Genomic DNA, 21,905 nt, shown 5'->3' with positions numbered 1-21,905 from the left:
CAGTTGTCAAAATAATATTGTTATTTAACCCTGAGCTTGAATTACTAAATATAAGAGAGATTAAAAATGATTAAAGGAATAATTACAGTAGCTGTTATATCTGCATTATCTATCAGTAGTGTTAATATGATAAATGGATTAGATACACGAACGGCTAGTATCCCAGCAATTAAAGTTCTAAATACTCAAACGGCTAGTATTCCAGCAATCAAAGTGCTTGATATACAAACAGCTAGCATTCCTGCAATTAAAGTTCTAAATACTCAAATGGCTAGTATTCCAGCAATCAAAGTGCTTGATATGCAAACAGCTAGCATTCCTGCAATTAAAGTTCTAAATACTCAAATGGCTAGTATTCCAGCAATCAAAGTGCTTGATACGCAAACAGCTAGCATTCCTGCAATTAAAGTTCTAAATACTCAAATGGCTAGTATTCCAGCAATCAAAGTGCTTGATATGCAAACAGCTAGCATTCCTGCAATTAAAGTTCTAAATACTCAAATGGCTAGTATTCCAGCAATCAAAGTGCTTGATACGCAAACAGCTAGCATTCCTGCAATTAAAGTTCTAAATACGCAAATGGCTAGTATTCCAGCAATCAAAGTGCTTGATACGCAAACAGCTAGCATTCCTGCAATTAAAGTTCTAAATACTCAAATGGCTAGTATTCCAGCAATCAAAGTGCTTGATATGCAAACAGCTAGCATTCCTGCAATTAAAGTTCTAAATACTCAAATGGCTAGTATTCCAGCAATCAAAGTGCTTAATACGCAAACAGCTAGCATTCCTGCAATTAAAGTTCTAAATACTCAAATGGCTAGTATTCCAGCAATCAAAGTGCTTGATACGCAAACAGCTAGCATTCCTGCAATTAAAGTTCTAAATACTCAAACAGCTAGTATCCCAGCAATCAAAGTGCTTGATACGCAAACAGCTAGCATTCCTGCAATTAAAGTGCTTGATATGCAAACAGCTAGTATCCCAGCTATTAAAGTCCTAGATACACAAACAGCTAGTATCCCAGCGATTAAAGTCCTAGATACACAAACAGCTAGTATTCCTGCAATTAAAGTTTTAAACACCCAAACAGCTTAAGGAGAACCCTATGTTTACTTCTCTAAAAATAGCACTTGGTTTAGCAAAACCAGCTCGCAAAAAAGTAAAATTACCTGAAGGTTTAAACCACCTTGAAGTTATCCAAGCAAGAGCTTGGTGGAAGTAATTCGTAAGATACTGATGATTAACCATCAGCCATAGAAAAGGAGCTTAAGCTCCTTTTTTGTTTTCTGAATATTGAACAGCCCGCTTAAATGAGTTTAGCAATCTATTCTATATCGGCCATGTCGCCATATATTCACATCAACTAAGCGTTTATGCATACTAAATAAAGGGCAAGTAAGTAGCTCTAGAATACAGCCAAAGCATCCCCAGCGCTTTACAGCTAGTCCATGTTTATAAGCAGCAAATCCAAATAAAAAGCCACTACTTACATTTTGATACTAAAAGCAAAAATAACCCATTGAACAACATTCTCACAGAACCTCAAACAACTCAGTTAATCTAATCCCTACGACTCTTCTTAGACTCGTAAAGAATAACCTTAATATTAGATGATTTTAGCTATTAAGGCTTAATTCAGAAGTTAAATTCATATGATGGAATAACATTATAATACTTTAGAATGTGTACTATACCGAAAAGAAGTATCGCATTGATTAAAAATCAGGCAAAAGAATGCCTTTATACAATAAAAAAGCGGCAATAACTTGCCGCTTTTTTACAAACCGATAACTAAAAAGCTATCAGATAGAAGCATTTACTTTATTTTTTATAAAATAAACTTCCATCATTAGCCATGTTTACTAACGTATCACATGGTGCAAAACGATCACCGTAGAGTGTTTGGTAACGATGTAACGTTGTCACTAAATTGGCGGCACCTAAAGTATCAATATAACGGAATGGCCCACCAAGAAATGGCGGGAAACCGATGCCAAATATGGCGCCAATATCACCGTCTCTAGCTGAAGCGATAATCCCCTCTTCAAGACAACGAACAGCTTCATTTAACATTTGGATGGTACAACGCTCAGCCACTTCTTTCGCTTCTTTATTTGAAGCGATTGCAATATCCAACACCTTATAAACAGACTCATCAACCAACTTGGCTTTTTTCGCTTTAGGGCCATATTGATAGAAACCTTTACCATTCTTGCGGCCTTTACGTTCATCAGCTAATAATTTGTCAAAAGCCGCAGGTGCTTTGAATCTATCGCCTAACTCTTTTTCTAAAATAGGCGAAATCTTAGCGCCAACGTCAATACCCACTTCATCGAGCAATGTCATTGGGCCGACAGGGAAACCAAATTTAACTAAGGCACTGTCGATATGTTCTATTCGCTGGCCTTCTAGTAATAGCTGTGCCGCTTCATTCATATAAAGTGCAAGAATACGGTTAACATAGAAACCTGCACCGTCTTGTACAACAATTGGCGTTTTACCTTGCTTACGAGCAAAGGCCACCGTTGTGGCAATGGTTTCAGGTGATGTTGTTTTATGAGCAATCACTTCAACTAATGGCATTTTTTCTACTGGAGAGAAGTAATGTAAACCAATCACATTTTCAGGACGGCTTGCTGCTTCGGCAATTTGTCCAATGGGTAACGATGAGGTATTGGATGCGAAAATGGTGTTTTCACCACACTCACGCTCAACATCTTTCACCATTTGATGTTTCAATGCTAAATCTTCAAATACTGCCTCAACAACAATATCAGCATCTTTAACCCCATTATACTCGGTGGTTGTTGTCATTAACGACATGATATTATCGCGAACGGCAGGCGTCATATGACGACGCTTAACCCCTTTATCTAATAGCTTATAAGCATAGGCTAAGGCATTACTCAAACCTTGCTCAGAAATATCTTTAACACGAACAGGTATCTTAGCCTTAGTGGTTGTCACAGACGCAATACCGCCGCCCATTAAGCCGCCACCTATCACCATCACTTTTTTGACTTCACGAGGTTCAGCACCTTCAGCACCGGTCTCTTTTTTCATTTCAGTCGTAGCAAAGAACAAACTTCTTAATGCGGCAGATTCCTTAGACATCACCAAATTAGCAAAATGGGTGGCTTCAACTTCTAGGCCTTTCAACACACCTTTACTCATACCTTGACGAACGCAGTCAATAATCTTGGCTGGTGCAGGATAATTACCTTGAGTTTTCTTGAGTACTTGCTTGCGTGCTTGATCAAAAATAATGTCTCGGGTAAATGATGTTGATTCTAAAAACTGATTAATTTTAGATTGAACAACAGGTTTAGCCGCTTTCTTGCCTTTCTTCGCCAACTCAATCGCGGTTTCAAGCAAAATAGAATTGGGAACTACATCATTCACTAAACCCATTTTCAGTGCTTGTTTAGGACGAATTTGTTTACCGGTTAGCATCATATCCAGTGCTGTAGTAATACCAACTAAACGTGGTAATCGCTGAGTACCGCCCGTACCAGGCAGCAGACCCAGTTGTACTTCTGGCAAACCTAACATGGTTTTTTTATCATCACTGCATATACGTAAATGACATGCTAGCGCTAATTCTAAACCTCCACCTAAACAAGCACCATTTATAGCAGCAACAACAGGAATCGATAATCCTTCAAGTTCAGAAAATAATACATGACCTTGTTGTGACAATGCCTTAGCATCCGCCTCACTCTTACACGCCGCAAGCATGCTAATGTCGGCACCCGCAACAAAGGAATCAGCCTTACCAGAAATAACCACCAAACCTGTAATACTTGGATCAGCTTTTACTTCAGCTAAAATTTCTGTAATTTCAGGACCAAACTCTGCTCTTAACGTGTTCATGGTTTCACCTGGAACATCCATGGTTAAAATCGCAATACCATCGTCACGACGAGCTAAATTAAATGTTTTTTCCATGCTCATTACTCCACCTCTAAAATCATTGCTACGCCTAAACCACCTGCAGCACAAGCAGTTGCTAAACCAGTACCACCACCGCGGCGTTTAAGCTCACGACATACTTGAGTGATCAAACGAGTACCCGTTGCCGCAAAAGGATGGCCATAAGCCAGTGAACCGCCTAATACATTAAACTTACTCATGTCGATTTCGCCAATAGCACGATTGCGACCTAGTTTTTCTTGGGCAAACTTTTTAGAACCGAACATTTGCATGTTTGCTAAAGTTTGTGCAGCAAATGCTTCGTGCATCTCAATCAGCGTTAAATCTTCTAATTCCATACCAGCACGTTTTAATGCTAATGGTGTGGCATATGAAGGCCCCATCAACATATCTTGCCAAACATCAATAGCAGTAAACGCATAACTCTTAATGAAACCTATTGGTTGATAACCTAAGGCCTTAGCACGACCTTCACTCATTAGAATAATCGCAGATGCACCATCGGTTAACGGTGTGCTGTTGGCCGCTGTTACTGTGCCGTGTTTACGGTCAAAGGCTGGACGTAATTTAGCATAAGATTCTAAAACTGAATTTTCACGAATATTATTATCGCGATCAATAAAATGCTTGTATGGAGCAATGTGGGCTGTCATCACTTCATCACGAAGAACACCTGCATTCCAAGCTTCTGTCGCCAAAGTATGCGACCTGTGGGCTAATGCATCTTGATCTGCACGACTGATATGATAAGTCTTTGCCATCTGTTCTGCTGTTTGTCCCATAGACAAGCCTGTTGAATACTCAGCAACGGCTGGCGGTACAGGTAAAAGATCTTTCAACCCCAAACGACGTGCAATCGCAAATTTCTCTTTAAACGAACGCGCTTTATTTAGATCGACTAAAGCATGAGCCAGTTTTCTTGATACTCCAATAGGTAATACAGAAGACGAATCAGAACCACCCGCTAAACCAATTTCAATATTACCGGTCATGATTGACTCAGCCACATTAACAGTAGACTGGAAACTAGTCGCACAAGCGCGAGTAACAGAATAAGCATCTGTATTGACATTCATCCCAGTTCCTAACACAATTTCACGCGCAATATTTGGCGCGGCGGTCATCTGTACCACTTTGCCAAATACAAGTTGTTCTATTAATTTAGGGTCAATTTCAGAGCGAGACAGCAACTCATTTACCACCATTTTGCCCATATCCAACGCATTCACGCCATGAAAAGCAGTTGCTTGTTTCGCAAATGGTGTTCGTAAACCAGCAACAATCGCAATGCGTTCGCCCCGGGAATTTGTTACTTGTTGTCTATCACTCATATGCCACCCTCTATTATTGTTAGCTCAACTCGGCTCCGCCGGTAAGTTTCTATTTTGTTAGATAATCTGGTCAGACCATCAAAGTGTGATCTGATTCTAACTTTTTATTGAATAGTTTTAAACAGGCGTTTACAACTATCTGCCTAGTAAAAAGTTAAATAGTGTTAATCCTACTAGCCAAAAACCAATAGAATTCATAACATAGGTTCTAATAACCCCAATACCAACTAAATAAATTGAGTACTGCTATGCCGTTAAGTCGTTTCCACTCACTTCGCACCTATTTAGATACAGTAGTGTTAGGTCAGCCCGTATTAACAGAAAACTTGCTGATAGCACTTATCGCCAACGGACATTTATTAGTTGAAGGCCCACCAGGTTTAGCCAAAACCCGCGCAGTAAAAGCATTATGTGACGGTGTCGAAGGCGAGTTTCACCGTATCCAGTTTACGCCTGATTTACTGCCAGCCGATTTAACGGGTACTGATATTTACCGTCAACAAACGGGCACATTTGAATTTGAAGCCGGACCTATTTTCCATAATTTAATCCTTGCAGATGAAATTAACCGTGCCCCAGCCAAAGTACAATCGGCTTTATTAGAGGCAATGGCTGAAGGCCAAGTTACCGTAGGTAAACACAGTTATCCTTTACCGGAACTGTTTTTAGTGATGGCAACACAAAACCCGCTAGAAAATGAAGGGACTTATCCGCTGCCAGAAGCGCAGTTAGATCGTTTCTTAATGCATTTAAACCTTGATTACCCTAGCGCTGAAACTGAATTTGAAATTTTACGCCAATCCCGTAATGAGGCCAAAACGCATCAATTACCAACAATAGAGCCCGTCGCCCAAGCCGATGTGTTTGCTGCACGGGACCAAGCATTAGAGATTTATTTAGCTGAACCCTTAGAAAAGTATATTGTTGAAATTGTGATGGCAACGCGCCAACCTGCCCGCTACAGCGCTGAACTAGCAAAATGGCTTGAATATGGTGTAAGCCCGCGCGCAACGATCTCATTAGAACGTTGTGCAAGAGCACGTGCTTGGTTATATGAGCGAGATTTTGTATCACCAGAAGATATTCAAGCTGTAGCGCCCAATGTGTTACGACACCGTTTGTTACTCAGTTACCAAGCTCAAGCTGAAGGCGTTACGGCTGATCAGGTAATTGATCACATACTAAGCCAAGTTGCTGTACCGTAAATGTTCCCATTCGAACACCTATTATTAAGCATGATCAGGCTATGATGAACCAAACTAATTCATTACCACTTTACAGTGATGGTGTGAGCTTAAATGAGCAAGAACTTATTGCTTGTCAAAGTCTGTCGCGCGCGATGCCCGATCGTAAATCACGCGCAAAAGCAGCATTGTCAGGTCATCGAAACAGTCTTATCAAAGGCCGCGGGATGGAGTTTGCTGAAGTGCGTCATTACCAAAATGGTGATGACGTTCGCACCATTGACTGGCGGGTAACGGCACGCACAGGGGTAGCACACACTAAGTTGTTTGTTGAAGAGCGTGAACGCCCTATTCTGCTATTAATTGATTTAAGCCACAGCTTGTATTTTGGCTCACAACTCTTACTTCAATCGGTTCAAGTGGCACATTTAGCCGCAACATTAGGTTGGAACGCTATCAATAATGGCGATAGAATTGGAGCATTAATTGCCAGTGAAACAAATCATTTAGAGCTCAAACCACGTAGTCGTCGTCAAGGTATTTTGCAGCTAACCTCAGGGCTAATTAATGCACATCAGCAGCAATTAGACCAAATTAATCAATTGTCACCCGATCCGGGTCATATGTTTAAAGCCTGCCAACGTTTACAGCGTATTGCGAAACCAGGATCGCTTATTTGGATCATCACCGACGGGCAACACATTAACCAACAATGTTTAGCGCCATTAACGGAATTATCACGCTACTGTGATATTGGTGCATTTGTAGTAACCGATCCTTTAAGACAAGGGACTTTAGCGTTACCCAAACAATTTGCCTTACCGGTACGTGATGGCCAGCAACAACTGACGTTAACCCGCCAAAGTTATGAAGCTTGGCTAGGCACTCAGCAACAACAAATACAGCAATTTGTCTCGTTAATGAATTTAATAAAAGTGCAACCAAAGTTTATTGATGCAGGCAAACCGCTCAGTGCACAATTGGAAATTTTACGTTAAATGACCACTTCAAATTTACCGACACAGCCAATGCCAACTGATGAACATGTATCAGCATTATCTCAAATGCAAGATATTCAATTACCTGATCCAATAAGTGCAGTTCCCACAGCACCAGGGTATTGGATAATCGCAGCTGTATTTGTCATTTTAGCCTTGTGGTTGGCCAAACGCTTATATAAGCAGCGCCAATATCATGCTCCACGCAAAAAAGCGCTGACGCTACTCCAGAGTTATGACATTGAAGATGATAACTTTGCCGCACAGGTAAATAGCTTACTTAAGCGCACCGCATTAACTTATTTACCTCGCGAACATTTTGCCAAACTCAACGGACAACCTTGGTTTGATTGGTTAGATACCCGTCTGGCACCTGAACAACAACATAAAATTGGTCAGTTATTAATTAAGCGTCATCAAGCTAACGGTCTAAACCCATCTGAAAAAGTGCAATTACAACATTTAGCAAGCGCTTGGTTAAGCAATAAACGTCATTTTAATGATGTCACCTTAGCATCCACACCTACACATCAGGAGGCCTAATGTTAGCACTTTATTGGCCATGGTTATTAATATTGCTGCCGCTGCCGTTATTGATTAAACGTGTCAATATGAACAGCGCTGGCGGGTATTTACAATTACCGGGTATCTCCGCAACCGTCACAAATGCCACCACAACAAACTATAAATTTGGCCGAAAACGTTACTGGTTAATGTGGCTTTTTTTATTATTAGCGATAGCTCGACCACAATGGCTTGGCGATCCAATAGAACTACCGGCAAAAGGCCGCGATTTAATGATGGCAGTTGATTTATCGGGCAGTATGCAAATTGAAGACATGGTGATAAACGGACAAACGGTTAACCGATTTACGCTAATACAACATGTGCTTAGTGACTTTATTGAACGTCGAAAAGGAGATCGGCTTGGGCTGATCCTATTTGCTGACCATGCATATTTACAAGCACCACTAACGTTAGATCGTCGCTCAGTCGCCACATTTTTAGATGATGCGCAAATTGGCTTAGTCGGCAAACAAACCGCTATAGGTGAAGCCATAGCGCTTGCGGTTAAACGCTTTGATAAAGTTGCAGAAAGTAACCGAGTATTGATTCTACTGACAGACGGTTCTAATAACGCCGGTAACATAGAGCCTGAAGTTGCCGCGCAAATTGCCGCTAAACGTAATATCACCATTTACACTATTGGTGTTGGCGCAGATGTATTAGAACGTCGCACTATTTTTGGCAAAGAACGTGTTAATCCATCAATGGATTTAGACGAAGGCCAACTCAAAAAAATAGCAGATCTGACTAAAGGTTATTATTTTAGAGCTAGAAACAGCGAAGATCTCGAAGGCATTTATCAAGAAATAGACAAGCTAGAACCAGTGAGTCGAGATCAATTGAGTTACCGCCCTAAAAGTGAATTATTTTATTGGCCTTTATTAATGTCATTATTAATCAGTTTCTTAATCAGCTTGCAACAACTATGGCCTTCGTTAACATTACCTAAAACAGGCAAAAACAAAGAGGCGAACCAATAATGGTGCATTTTATTCGCCCTGAGTGGCTTTGGGGGCTCATCCCAGTTTTGATATTAAGCACACTATTTTGGCGTAAACAGAGTCAGCAATCGGCTTGGAAGCAATATATCGCCCCACATTTAAGCCAGTTATTAATAAGCCAAACTGTTGAGAAAACCCATCAACCTAAATGGTTATTAATAGTTTGTTGGATCATTGCCGTTATCGCTATTGCTGGTCCTGCATTAAATAAACAAAGCCTGCCGGTGTTTGCTACCGAGCAAGGTAGAGTACTGGTGATGGACATGTCTCAGTCAATGTACGCTACGGACTTAAGTCCTAATCGGTTATCTTATGCCAAATTTAGAGCGACCGATTTACTTAATGAATTAAAAGAAGGTGAAACCGGACTGATAGCCTATGCTGGTGATGCATACACTATTAGCCCATTAACTCGCGACAGTGGCACCATTTTAAACTTACTGCCTACATTATCGCCCGATATTATGCCGACCAAAGGTTCAAACTTGGCGGCTGCATTATCTTTGGCAGAAAAACTGCTCGCACAAGGCGGTCATGTTACTGGTGACATTATTGTTATGACCGATGGCATTTCCGCACACCAATTTAATCAAGCAACCACGGCGCTAAACAGTCGTTATCGTTTATCGATCATGGCTTTTGGCAGTAAGCAAGGAGCCCCTATCCGATTAGCTGACGGCCAATTACTACGTGATAATAGTAACGAAGTCGTTGTCGCTAAAACAGATTACGGTTTATTACAAAAACTGGTGCAACAACATCAAGGGATCCTCGTCCCAGCACAAACTGATGGCAGCGATGTCACCACCCTAACCCAGTGGTTGGCATCCGACGGTAAAGCAACCGAAACAGAACTTGCTGGTGAAGCATGGCAAGATCTGGGACCATACCTTGCCATGTTATTAATCATCCCGATGTTAATGAGTTTTAGACAAGGATTATTAACCATCATGCTTAACCCCGCATTGTTGCTGGCGACTGCAATGGCATTTAGTCTGACCCAGAGCCAACCGGCGCAAGCCTTTGTGTGGCAAGATTTATGGCAAACCAAAGATCAACAAGCACAATCGGCATTCCAACAAGGTGAATTTGCTCAGGCTGCTGACACATTTAAAGACTCACAATGGCGTGCTTCTGCCCACTATAAAGCAGGCGATTATCAACAAGCATTAGCCGAGTTTGAGCAAGATAATAGTGCCCAAGGTTTATATAATCAGGGTAATGCGCTGATGCAGCTAAAAGATTATCAAGAAGCAATCACTCGTTACCAAAAGGCTATTGCAGCACAATCACCTTTTAGCGAGGCAGAAAAGAATTTTGCCTTAGCTCAACAATTGCTTGAACAACAGCAACAAGATCCCTCTAAGCAAGAGTCGGATAAGTCAGAACAAGATCAGTCAAATTCAAATGATGACAATTCATCAGAGAAATCTTCGTCAGATAAAAGCGATTCAGATCAATCAAAGCCTGATCAGTCACAATCAGGCCAACAGAAAAATCAACAGGGTCAACAAGATCAATCTGGCCAACAAAGCCAAGATCAGAGCTCTGAAAATCAATCTAACGATAACAATGACCGTTCATCTGATAGCGAGCAACAACAGTCACAGAATCAACAGCCACAAGCAGATCAGACATCAAACTCTGATGAACAGCAAAACGGTGACCAAAAACAAAATAGCGCTGAGCCGCAGGCACCACAATCATCTGAAGATAACCAATCTTCTCAACAAAATGATGTTGCAAACCAAGACACGCCAGAGAGTAACGAAGCGAGTATGCAGGCTAATGCCAGTAAAAGAGGTGAACAACAAACTGATGACAGTCAAAAAATGAATACTTCTGCAGCCTCAGCACAACCAAGTGACAAAACGGCAACAGAAGGTAAATCATCAGAAGTGATATCTGCATCGCAAGCAAACCAAGATAAACTGCCAGCAGATATGGAACGAGCCCTTCGCGCCATCAACGAAGACCCACAAGTGTTGATCCGTAATAAAATGCAGCTCGAATATCAAAAACGTCGTCAAAATAGTCAACCGACTAAGGATAATGAACAGTGGTAATTAGAACCTTTTGTAGCCTATTGCTATTCATCATTGCAGCCCCGGTATTTGCCCTTAGCCAAGTGCAAGCAACAATAGATCGTAACCCTGTCATTGCTGGGGAGTACTTTGTGCTCGATATTACGGCCGATGATGACCTCAGCGCTGGAGCGTTAGATACTTCAGTGTTACTCAAAAACTTTATTGTTGGCAGAACCAGTGTTGGCCGCAGTACCAAAATGGTTAACTTTGACACCACAAAAGAAACCCGATGGCAGGTATTACTGTCACCTAAATCATTAGGTGATGTCACCATACCGGCGTTCAATATCAACGGAGTAAGTTCACAGCCCATCTCGGTGAAAGTCATGCCTCAAGGTGCCAAGACCAGTGAAGCACAAAACGTGTTTATTAAGGCTAACACCAATACTTCTGACGCTTATGTCGGTCAATTAATTACCTATAAAGTGAAGCTCTATTTAGCCGTTGAGCTGCAACGCGGTGTCATTAGTGCTCCCACAGTAGAAGGTGCGCAAGTCAAACAAATTGGAGAGGATAAAGACGGCAACGAAATTGTCGATGGCCGTCGGTTTAGAGTGATAGAACGCACTTACGGTATTATTGCCGATCTCCCAGGAGAATTAGTCATCAACGGCGCGAGCTTTTCAGGCGACGTACTTGTGGAAGCGCCAAGACGAGGTGGAATGTTTGGCTTTAACGAAAGTCGGCCGATGCAAACTGAAGCAGAAAGACAAGTCATTCAAATCAATTCAACACCGCCAAGCTACCAAGGAAAATGGCTTGTCAGTGACATTGCAGTATTAAAAGAAACTTGGCCAGACGATATCAGCGAATTTGAAGTAGGCAGCCCTATTACTCGCACCATTAGCTTGATAGCATCAAATACCGATGACACCAGCTTGCCCGATATCGATATACCGCTGGTTGAAGGATTAAAAGCCTATCCAGAAAAGCCTTTAAGGCAAACCTTTGTACGCGACAATCAAGTGGTATCACAGTACAGTTTAACGACAGCCATAGTACCAACAAAACCGGGTACATACACATTGCCAGAGATACGGGTGCCTTGGTGGAATCCACATCTTAAAAAACAACAATTTGCCACTCTTCCTGCGCGTACTATTAATGTTATTGGCAGTACCGTAACGCCAACAGATATTCCATCAGCAGACCGTTTTACGGTAAATAGCTCTGCTGGATATTGGCCGTGGATTAGCGGAGTATTGGCACTACTGTGGATAATAACGTTAGTATTATGGCGAAAAGCAGTAGCAGCAAATACTAGGGATAATCAGGTTTCTCCTAACCACAAAAAAACGTCATTAAAAAGCACTACCTCAGAATTAAAAGCCATTATTCATGCTTGCGATCGTAATGACAGTAGTGCCGCTATTAAAGCATTACAAGATTACTTTAGCGATCGCTTAGGTCAGCCAATGAGCTTGACTCAAATAAGTGGATTATCAACACAACTTGAAATTGCCATTAGTAAATTACAAGCTGATAAATACAGCCGTCATCCTCAAGCTATGGACAAAAAGTCACTCATAGATGCAATTTTAGCCTATCAACAGCCATCTCAAGCCAGTAGCAAATCGATAATTGTAGAGCTTAACCCTTAGATTAAAAAGCTAAATAGCAGAGTGTTTCTGCTATTTAGCTTGCTATTAATCCCACCTCTTTTTAAGCTGTTACATATGATTAACTCAAAAAAGTTAAAAAATGTTTGATTACCTGCGTAAGAAAAAGGCTGAACCCGCGGTCTTATCTGAGATGCTAACAAAACAACGACGATACGATAGCCTTGTCAGGGCGCTTCATACCGACATTTTTCGCTATGCCTTTTGGTTATGTGGTGATAAACATGTCGCAGAAGATATTACTCAAGAAACGTTCTTACGAGCGTGGCGCTCTTTGGACTCTTTAAATGACGAAAAAGCCGCTAAAGCCTGGTTAATTACCATTTTAAGACGAGAAAATGCCAGACGTTTTGAGCGTAAACAATTTGACTACAGTGACGTTGAACAAGATTTACTTGAAGATGTTTTATCGACAAGTCATGAAGATGATACCGAACAGTATTGGTTACGTCGTCAAATAGGTAAACTCGATATTGAATATCGAGAGCCTTTGTTATTGCAGCTGATTGGCGGGTTTAGTGGCGAAGAAATTGCCACCATGCTCGAACTCAATAGAAATACGGTAATGACCCGTTTATTTAGAGCCAGAAACCAGTTAAAAGACGCTCTCGAAGCACCAGAGGTAAGAGGTCAATCAAATGGATGATCTACAGTTTCGTCGCCAAGCATACGGTGACCCCAATAATCAGTCCGATGAATTTTTAGCTCATTTAGCTGAAAATCAAGACGATGCTAAATTTGTCAAAGACCTAAAAGCATTTGACCATAAACTCACTCAAGCACTCAGTATTGATGTGCCTAATGATTTAGCTGATAAATTAATTTTACGACAGCAATTAAGCCAACACCAAAAGAGTAAAAAACACACTCGTTATATGATGGCGATGGCGGCATCAGTTGCTTTCATTGTGGGAGTCAGCTTTAGTTTATTGCGCTTTACGCCAGTAAACCTAGGGGAAAACTCATTGGCTCATGTTCATCATGAAACCAAAGCATTGATCATGGAACAAGATATTGGTTTTAATGACGTCAATTTTAAACTAGCTGGTTTAGATGGTTTGAGTGATTCTAAGTTTATTCAACAGCCTGGACGTGTTTTTTACACTTCATATTGTGATTTTCAAGGTATCAAATCATTACATTTGGTGATGGCTGACGAGCTTGGAAACAAGGTTACCCTGTTCATTGTGCCCATAGAAAACCGGATTGTATTAGAAGAAGCCTTTGCTGATAATCAGTATAAAGGCAAAAGCTTTCAAACAGCCGATGCCTATATGGTCTTGGTTGGAGAACCCGCTTCAGACCTTGATTTTGTCAAAAAAGAAGTTGAAAACACCTTTATTTAATATCTACTGATAACCATTTAAAATCCGCTACTTCATTGAATAGCGGATTTTTTTTCAACTAGAAAAATCAAAGTGTGAACTAAATCAAACTTCTGCTAGCATGTTGACCATAAGAATAATAACTTGGAAGCAATATGGATATTCAAACACCAATCATCATTACCTTCATCGGATACCTCGCCTTAATGATGGCAATTGGTTACTGGGCCTACTGCAAAACCGATACCGTGGATGATTACATTCTTGGTGGCAGAAAAATGGGCCCCGCTGTAACAGCGTTAAGTGTTGGCGCATCAGATATGTCAGGTTGGTTATTACTTGGTTTGCCTGGTGCCGTATATTTAAGTGGATTAGGCGAAGCATGGATTGGTTTTGGATTAGTGTTTGGGGCTTGGCTTAATTGGCTATTTGTTGCTAGACGTCTGCGCATTTACACCCAAATGGCCGATAATGCATTAACATTACCCGACTTTTTTGAAAATCGATTTAATGATTCTCATGGGCTATTAAGACTTGTTTCGGCATTAACAATCCTAATTTTTTTCACCTTCTATACTTCTTCAGGCATGGTCGGCGGCGCAATATTATTTGAAAAAGTATTTGGCCTCGATTATACCGTTGCCTTATTGATCGGTTCATTCATTATCGTTTCTTATACCTTTGTTGGCGGATTTTTTGCCGTTAGTTGGACAGACTTCTTTCAAGGTTGCTTAATGTTAGTCGCGCTCGTCATTGTACCTATTTCAATCTTTAGCGAACCTAATACACAAGCCAATTTTGAACACATTGATCCCACCATGTTGTCGTTTATTAGTGAAAACACCACGGTGAGAGGTCTTGTATCTTTATTGGCTTGGGGACTGGGTTATTTTGGTCAGCCGCATATTTTGTCTCGTTTTATGGCAATTGGAAATCCAAAAGATCTGATGCTTTCACGTCGTATTGCCATGAGTTGGATGTTAGTGTCGCTAGTCGGTGCCTTAGCAACAGGTATTGCTGGTAGTCTTTACTTTGCCGCAGAGCCACTTAAAAACCCAGAGACGGTCTTTATTCATTTAGCCAATGCAGCTTTTAATCCTTGGGTAGGCGGCTTACTCATTGCGGCCATTTTATCTGCCATCATGAGTACCATTGATTCACAATTATTGGTCTGTTCTAGTGTAATCACTGAAGATTTTTATCTTAAATGGTTGCGTCCTCAAGCTAGCAGTAAAGAATTAATGTTAGTGGGTCGAATAGGTGTCATTGCTATCGCCTTAGTTGCAGGCTTAGTTGCGTTAAACCCGGAAAGCAGTGTATTGGGTTTAGTCAGTTATGCATGGGCTGGGTTTGGCGCGGCTTTTGGTCCTGTGGTGCTATTATCACTTTTTTGGCAGGGTTATAGCCGTAATGGGGCTATTGCAACCATTTTGGTGGGTGCGATAACTGTTGTAGTGTGGAAACAAATGACCGGGGGGCTTTTTGAGTTATATGAAATCGTTCCTGGGTTTGTTTTGGCAATGTTATTTGGCGTTATTATTAGTAAAGTTTCACCACCAACACAGAACACTATCGCAGATTTCAACGTTTTTCGTCGTTCATTAACATCATAATTTTTACATAATTGAATGATATAAATAGCTCAACTTCTGTTCTCGAGGTTGCGTTATTTATTAACCGTTATTTCACCATTAGATAATAAACAACAATAAGTAAGACGATGTTAAGCGGTAAAAACCGATTGTTCTAAATTGTCATTCAGGCGCTTAATATTCATTCAGTATGAATAAACTTTAATTTACTTTATTTGGTTGTTTACTATCACATTAGTGCTGCCGCTAATTTACATATAGTGCCACGCTATCAAACACCTACTTCACGATTAAGATCTTAAATTAACTTAATGTTAACAACAGCTAACATCTGGTCGGAGTTGTTACATTGATCGCACTTACCTAAGATGCCCTAAATTTTTGCCGTCAACTCTCTAAAGTGATTAAAATTAACTCGAAAACGGTAATAACAAATGGGAAATAATAATGAATAAATTCAACAAGACACTCATTGCTGCTGCAGTAGGTTTAATCAGCGCACAAACGTCTGCAGCTGGTTTCCAGTTAAACAGTCAATCCGCTACTGGTATTGGTCGTGCCATGGCTGGTGATGCTGTTATTGCTGACAACGCCTCAGTTTTATCTCGAAATCCTGCAGCAATGGCTCTTTTTGATGAAACAGCACTATCTTTAGGCGTCGTTTATGCTGATATTGATGTATCGGTATCTGATATAGAAGGCAGTTTCGCTGGACAAGATGTCGTTTTTGGTAGTGAACATGATGCGGCTGAAGCTAAACTCATCCCAAATTTTTATTATATCAATCCCATTAACGACAAAATGGCTTTCGGGGTTGCCGCATTCACTAACTATGGTACCGGTACCGACTTAGGTGACTTGTCAAACAGAGCTCCTACTATTAGCGGTAATGCTGTCGCACTTCCACCGCCAGTTGATTTATTAGGTAACACTGAAGTGGTTACTATTAATTTCAATACCAGTATGTCATACCGAGTAAATGATGAGTTTAGTTTTGGTTTCGGTATTGATGCTATTTATGCCAGCGGAACCCTAACTCGAACTAACGAGCAATTGGGTAGCTTAGTTGATGTTGATGCTGATGGTTGGGCATTAGGCGGGATTGTCGGAGTGGTTTATGAAGTCAACCCAGATAACCGCTTTGGTTTAAGCTATCGTATAAGCCCTAAACTCACAGCTAAAGGTGATGTGAACTACTTGTATTCTGAATACAATGAAATTGATATTCCACTTGCTGATATTGCTCAGTTTGCCGGTTTCCACCAGCTAACAGAGAAATTTGCCGTGCATTATACGGCCCAATGGACTAATTGGAGTGCATTCGACAAAATCGTGGTTAAAGACGGCGAGAATGGTGTCGACAAAGCTGATTTAAAAGAATACCACTGGAAAGATTCGTGGTTCTTAAGTTTAGGCGCTACTTATAATCTTACCCAAGATTGGACTTTACGCGCAGGGTTAGCAACCGACCAAGGTGTGGTTGATCAGCATTCATCTTTATCTATCCCAGATTCTGACCGAACTTGGTATACCGCTGGTGTGAGTTACGATTTAAATCAACAATCTACCGTTGATTTTGGTGTTGCTTTAGTTCGCGGAGAAGATGTAACGGTGTTAGAAGATAGTAACCTTCTTGCACAAGTCGCTGGGTATAATAGTGAAATATCAGCTCAAACCCGCTCAAATGCTGTTTATTACTCAGTACAATATAACTACAGCTTTTAACTAGCTGTTTTTAAACATTAATATCTATTGTTTTTTGCGCTCACTCACGACGGGCTAAAAAACAAAACGGATTCTACTAAGTCGCCGGTTATCTTTAATTGGCGGCTTTTTATATCAACATGTTCTAATTTATAAAGTTTTACAATTTATCGGTTGCTTAACTGGTTAAAGTCCATTAGAATTTTCTTATGAACATCAATCAAGGCTATCGCTATGTCTCACTTATCCAAAAAATTATTCTTCAGTGCCATCTTAGCCTCAATCATTTTACCCGGTGCTGCACAAGCCTCTGATGTTAAAACATTAACACTTGCATATTCCCAACAACTTCAACCACGACTTTACGATGCTAAAATTGAAGCAATTAAAGCAGCAACGGTGTCGGCACAAACCTCAGGGCGAATAATAAAAATCTTGTTTGATGTGAACGATCTTGTTCCGCAAGGTGCGGCATTATTAGAGATAACCAACAAAGAACAAGGCGCTGGATTAGCGGGTGCCGAAGCTGAACTCGCAAAAGCAGAAGCCCTTAACAGCGAGGCTCAAGCGCAATATCTCCGTTATAAGACTTTGTTCCCAAAGGGAGCGATATCTAAAGGCGCAATGGATGAAGCCACTGCCAAAGCAAAATCCAGTAAACAAGCCGTCAGCGCAGCTCAAGCGTTATTAATTAAGGCGAAAGAAAGCTTAAATTATACTGTCGTTAGCGCGCCCTTTAGTGGCCGAATGACCCAACGTTTTATTGAATTAGGTGAAACGATATCCTACGGCCAAGCGTTATTTTCCGGTTACGATACTCAACACCTCAGAGTCGTATTTCAAATACCACAACAAGACGTAGCCCTATGGCAGCAACAGGATCAAGTAACCGTACAATTGTTCAACGGAGATAAAATCACTTCAAAAGAGATTAACGTATACCAATTTGCCGATCCGCAGACTCATCAACATCAAGTTAGAGTCAACCTTGATGCTAATAACATCGAAAATGTGACTGTTGGTGAGTGGAGTAAAGTTATAATAGACATTCCTAGCGAACCCAGTTTAATGATCCCACTATCAGCTATACACCAAGTCAGTGATTTGACGTCTGTATACCGTAAAAATGCAGATAAGGTAGTACTCAATCAAGTGCGTATAGGCCGAATTGATACTAAAAATAATACTGCAGAAGTATTATCCGGCCTCATGGTTGGTGACGAAATTGTTATTGACGCCGGCCGTTATTTAATTAATTCCTCAGCAGCACAAGCTCAGGAGTAATCTCAATGACAACACCAAATGATTCAAAAAAACTCGGTATTTCTGGCTCCATAGCAAAGACATTTCAACATAATGCCATTACACCTTTGTTAGCCATTTTGGGGTTATTACTCGGTATTTTTGCCGTAATCATCACCCCAAAAGAAGAAGAACCTCAAATTGATGTCACTTTTGCTGATGTGTTTATTCCCTACCCTGGTGCTACACCCACAGAAGTAGAGAATCAAGTTACCTTGCCAGCAGAACGCATCATTTCTGAAATAAAAGGGATTGATACGCTTTACTCCTTTTCTCAGCCTGATGGCGCGCTCATTATTGCCATTTTTGAAGTTGGGGTTCCACGAGATGAAGCCGTGGTTAATTTATATAACCAACTTTACTCAAATAGCGACAAGTTTAATCATGCAGCAGGTATTGGTCAGCCGTTAATCAAACCCAGAGGCATTGACGATGTGCCAATAGTAGGATTAACGCTTTGGTCTAAAGACCCTAGCATGACGGCAGAACAACTCACCTTAGTTGCATCAGGTCTAGAAACTGAACTAAAACGAATACCGGGTACACGAGAGATTTATACCCAAGGTGGCCATGAAATAGTGTTAAATGTGCGTATAGATCCGGTGAAAATGAACAGCTTCGGGGTGACATTTACCGATATCAGTAACGCACTGCAGAATAATAACCAAGCGTCGACCCTCGGTTCGATGACGCAATATAATCAAGAAATTAAGCTGCAAACGGGTCAGTTTTTACAAACTCCGGATGATGTCAGTAATCTATTAATCAAAGTGAATCAACCCGAGGCAACTACAGAACAAACTCCATTGCCTCAAGCAGTATATTTATCTGATATTGCCAATGTAAGTCTTAAAAGCGATATCCCCAAACAACACGTTTGGCATGTAACAGATAAAGGCACTTATCCTGCTGTTACTATCGCAATCGGTAAACAAGCCGGTCAAAATGCCGTTGATATTGCTAATGCTGTGTTAGCTAAAATCGATGCCGTCGATAATGTGTTAATTCCAGATAATGTTGACGTTGCAGTCTCCCGAAACTACGGTAAAACAGCCGGAGATAAATCCAACACCCTTATATTCAAGCTGATTTTTGCTACATCTGCAGTTGTGCTCTTGGTGTTTTTCGCCATGGGATTACGCGAGTCAGCCGTGGTCGGTGTTGCGATTATTATCACTCTCGCCATTACCCTGTTTGCATCTTGGGCATGGGGATTTACGTTAAATCGGATTTCATTGTTTGCACTTATTTTCTCTATTGGTATTTTGGTCGATGATGCCATCGTGGTGGTAGAGAATATTCACCGACATATGGCAATGAGTGATAAACCCATTGGTGAACTTATTCCTCATGCCGTTGATGAGGTGGGCGGACCAACAATATTAGCCACCTTTACGGTAATTGCAGCGTTATTACCTATGGCATTTGTATCAGGACTAATGGGACCATACATGAGCCCAATTCCAATTAATGCCAGCATGGGGATGATTATTTCATTGTTAATCGCCTTTATTATGACGCCTTGGTTAAGCAACCATTTACTTAAGCCTCATAAAAAGTCATCTAGTTCAAATAGTGCAGCGACAAATACTGGCATTGCGGTTGAAGAAGACAATCGATTAACACGTTTGTTTACGCGAATAATGAGTCCTTTTTTAATCGGCGAACATGCCCCAAAAGCACGTAAAGGCTTAGCTTTAGGGATCATATTATTGATTGTCTTTGCTACCGCCTTACCTGTAATGCAAGCTGTGGTATTAAAAATGCTGCCTTTTGATAATAAATCAGAGTTTCAGGTGATGGTCGACATGCCTGAAGGAACTCCTGTGGAGCAAACACAAAGAGTACTACAAGATCTTAGTCAATATCTCAGCAATGTAGAAGAGGTTGAGCATTTACAGTTGTACGCCGGTACACATGCTCCAATGAACTTTAATGGTTTGGTACGACATTATTTTTTACGTAGCAGCCAAGAGCTGGGAGAAATCCAAGTTAATCTAGTGGATAAGAAACATCGCGACCGTGACAGTCACACGATTGCATCATCTGTACGCGAACCATTGCAACAAATTGGTCTACGCTATCAAGCCAATATCAAGATTGTTGAAGTGCCTCCAGGACCGCCAGTTTGGTCCCCTATCGTAGCCGAGGTTTATGCACCTAACACCGAGTTACGTGAGCAAGCAGCCAATGACTTGTTACAGCGTTTCAAAGATACTGAATACGTTGTTGATATGGATATCTATCTGCCAGCACAGCAACAGAAATGGCAAGTCATTATTGACCGTAATAAAGCCAGTTTAATGGGGGTTTCTTATGCCAGTATCGTGGAAGCTATCAGCACTGCTGTTGATGGTAAGGATGTCAATTATTTACATCAAGAACAGTTAATGCAGCCCACGCCGATAAGATTACAGCTTGATGAAGCGGCTAAATTGGACTTAAAACAAGTATTGCTATTACGTTTGCCGAGTCAGTCAGGTAGCACAGTACCATTGGCTGAATTAGTAAAAGTACATCAACAGACTATTAATGCACCGATTGTTCATAAAAACATGGTGCCAATGATCATGGTCATTGCTGATATGGCAGGCCCAACAGGCAGCCCTCTTTATGGGATGTTCGACATGGTTAGTCAAATTAATCAACAAAATGAACAAGGTGACTCAAGCTATCCTATTCAACAAAACTTGGTTAATCAGCCTGATGGATTAACAGATGTATCTATTTTATGGGACGGTGAATGGAAAATAACTTATGAAACCTTCCGCGATATGGGTATTGCATATGCCGTTGGCATGATCGCCATTTACTTACTCGTAGTGGGTCAATTTAAATCTTATATTGTGCCACTCATTATCATGGCGCCAATTCCATTAACTATTATCGGCGTTATGCCAGGACATGCTTTGTTAGGCGCTCAATTCACCGCGCCTTCTATGATAGGCATGATAGCGCTAGCCGGCATTATTGTTCGAAACTCAATATTGCTAGTTGATTTCATTAATCAACAAATAGCCGCAGGCGTGCCCTTAGAGCAAGCTGTTATCCACTCTGGCGCGGTACGGGCAAAGCCCATTATGTTAACAGCATTAGCGGCAATAATTGGAGCGTTATTTATTATAGATGACCCCATTTTTAATGGTTTGGCCATTAGTTTAATTTTTGGGATTTTTATCTCAACCATTTTAACGTTAGTCGTTATACCGGTGTTGTATTTTTCGGTGATGAAACATAAATACATCAATAAAGAAAGTTAACA

Annotated in this window: 15 protein-coding genes; 13 read left to right on the top strand and 2 right to left on the bottom strand. The window is 40.9% G+C overall.

Translation table 11 applies throughout. The features are described from left to right. Nucleotides 1-66 precede the first annotated feature (66 nt). A complete protein-coding gene (locus FH971_RS06490) occupies nt 67-1,095 on the top strand; it encodes a hypothetical protein (protein ID WP_140233760.1) in 1,029 nt (342 codons plus the stop codon). Between the two features lie 726 nt (nt 1,096-1,821). Here the strand turns inward: FH971_RS06490 and fadJ are convergent. Beyond that, nucleotides 1,822-3,948 carry a fatty acid oxidation complex subunit alpha FadJ gene (gene fadJ / locus FH971_RS06480; protein ID WP_140233759.1) on the bottom strand — a complete coding sequence of 709 codons (2,127 nt, stop codon included), beginning with the start codon at nt 3,946-3,948 and terminating at the stop codon, nt 1,822-1,824. A gap of 5 nt (nt 3,949-3,953) precedes the next feature. After that, nucleotides 3,954-5,264, bottom strand: coding sequence for an acetyl-CoA C-acyltransferase FadI (gene fadI / locus FH971_RS06475; RefSeq protein ID WP_137221746.1), 1,311 nt, complete (start codon nt 5,262-5,264; stop codon nt 3,954-3,956). 248 nt (nt 5,265-5,512) lie between these two features. Here fadI and FH971_RS06470 point away from each other — a divergent pair, with 248 nt between their 5' ends. The 12 genes from FH971_RS06470 to FH971_RS06415 all read left to right on the top strand — a co-directional run bounded on the left by FH971_RS06470 (nt 5,513) and on the right by FH971_RS06415 (nt 21,903). Further along, complete coding sequence (locus FH971_RS06470; protein WP_140233758.1) at nt 5,513-6,469, top strand: AAA family ATPase; 957 nt, start codon at nt 5,513-5,515, stop codon at nt 6,467-6,469. Between the two features lie 41 nt (nt 6,470-6,510). Next, complete coding sequence (locus FH971_RS06465) at nt 6,511-7,446, top strand: DUF58 domain-containing protein (protein ID WP_140233757.1); 936 nt, start codon at nt 6,511-6,513, stop codon at nt 7,444-7,446. Then, on the top strand, nt 7,447-7,989 hold the full coding sequence (locus FH971_RS06460; RefSeq protein ID WP_137221752.1) for a DUF4381 domain-containing protein: 543 nt from the start codon (nt 7,447-7,449) through the stop codon (nt 7,987-7,989). Continuing rightward, nucleotides 7,989-8,993: a vWA domain-containing protein gene (locus FH971_RS06455; RefSeq protein ID WP_137221754.1), complete on the top strand. Its 1,005-nt coding sequence runs from the start codon at nt 7,989-7,991 to the stop codon at nt 8,991-8,993. Before FH971_RS06460 ends, FH971_RS06455 begins: the two co-directional genes overlap by 1 nt. Continuing rightward, nucleotides 8,993-11,080, top strand: coding sequence for a VWA domain-containing protein (locus FH971_RS06450; RefSeq protein ID WP_240778449.1), 2,088 nt, complete (start codon nt 8,993-8,995; stop codon nt 11,078-11,080). Before FH971_RS06455 ends, FH971_RS06450 begins: the two co-directional genes overlap by 1 nt. Then, nucleotides 11,074-12,702: a BatD family protein gene (locus tag FH971_RS06445; RefSeq protein ID WP_140233755.1), complete on the top strand. Its 1,629-nt coding sequence runs from the start codon at nt 11,074-11,076 to the stop codon at nt 12,700-12,702. Before FH971_RS06450 ends, FH971_RS06445 begins: the two co-directional genes overlap by 7 nt. Before the next feature lie 100 nt (nt 12,703-12,802). Next, the gene (locus FH971_RS06440; protein ID WP_137221760.1) at nt 12,803-13,366 is read left to right on the top strand and encodes a sigma-70 family RNA polymerase sigma factor; all 564 of its coding nucleotides are present in this window, start codon (nt 12,803-12,805) and stop codon (nt 13,364-13,366) included. Next, nucleotides 13,359-14,066 (top strand): DUF3379 domain-containing protein, encoded by a 708-nt coding sequence (locus tag FH971_RS06435; RefSeq protein WP_137221762.1) that lies wholly within the window; start codon nt 13,359-13,361, stop codon nt 14,064-14,066. The genes FH971_RS06440 and FH971_RS06435 overlap by 8 nt, the downstream gene beginning before the upstream one ends. 134 nt (nt 14,067-14,200) lie before the next feature. Continuing rightward, the gene (gene putP, locus FH971_RS06430) at nt 14,201-15,658 is read left to right on the top strand and encodes a sodium/proline symporter PutP (protein WP_140233754.1); all 1,458 of its coding nucleotides are present in this window, start codon (nt 14,201-14,203) and stop codon (nt 15,656-15,658) included. A gap of 426 nt (nt 15,659-16,084) precedes the next feature. Then, nucleotides 16,085-17,362: an OmpP1/FadL family transporter gene (locus FH971_RS06425; protein WP_140233753.1), complete on the top strand. Its 1,278-nt coding sequence runs from the start codon at nt 16,085-16,087 to the stop codon at nt 17,360-17,362. Nucleotides 17,363-17,575: 213 nt separating this feature from the next. After that, nucleotides 17,576-18,625 (top strand): efflux RND transporter periplasmic adaptor subunit, encoded by a 1,050-nt coding sequence (locus FH971_RS06420; RefSeq protein ID WP_137221768.1) that lies wholly within the window; start codon nt 17,576-17,578, stop codon nt 18,623-18,625. A gap of 5 nt (nt 18,626-18,630) precedes the next feature. Then, nucleotides 18,631-21,903 carry an efflux RND transporter permease subunit gene (locus FH971_RS06415; protein ID WP_137221770.1) on the top strand — a complete coding sequence of 1,091 codons (3,273 nt, stop codon included), beginning with the start codon at nt 18,631-18,633 and terminating at the stop codon, nt 21,901-21,903. Nucleotides 21,904-21,905: the final 2 nt, after the last annotated feature.

Origin of the sequence: Shewanella polaris (assembly GCF_006385555.1) — a bacterium.
GTDB classification, from domain to species: Bacteria; Pseudomonadota; Gammaproteobacteria; order Enterobacterales; family Shewanellaceae; genus Shewanella; species Shewanella polaris.
The sequence above is the reverse complement of the archived record's forward strand: the minus strand, read 5'-3'. Positions and strand labels throughout refer to the sequence as shown.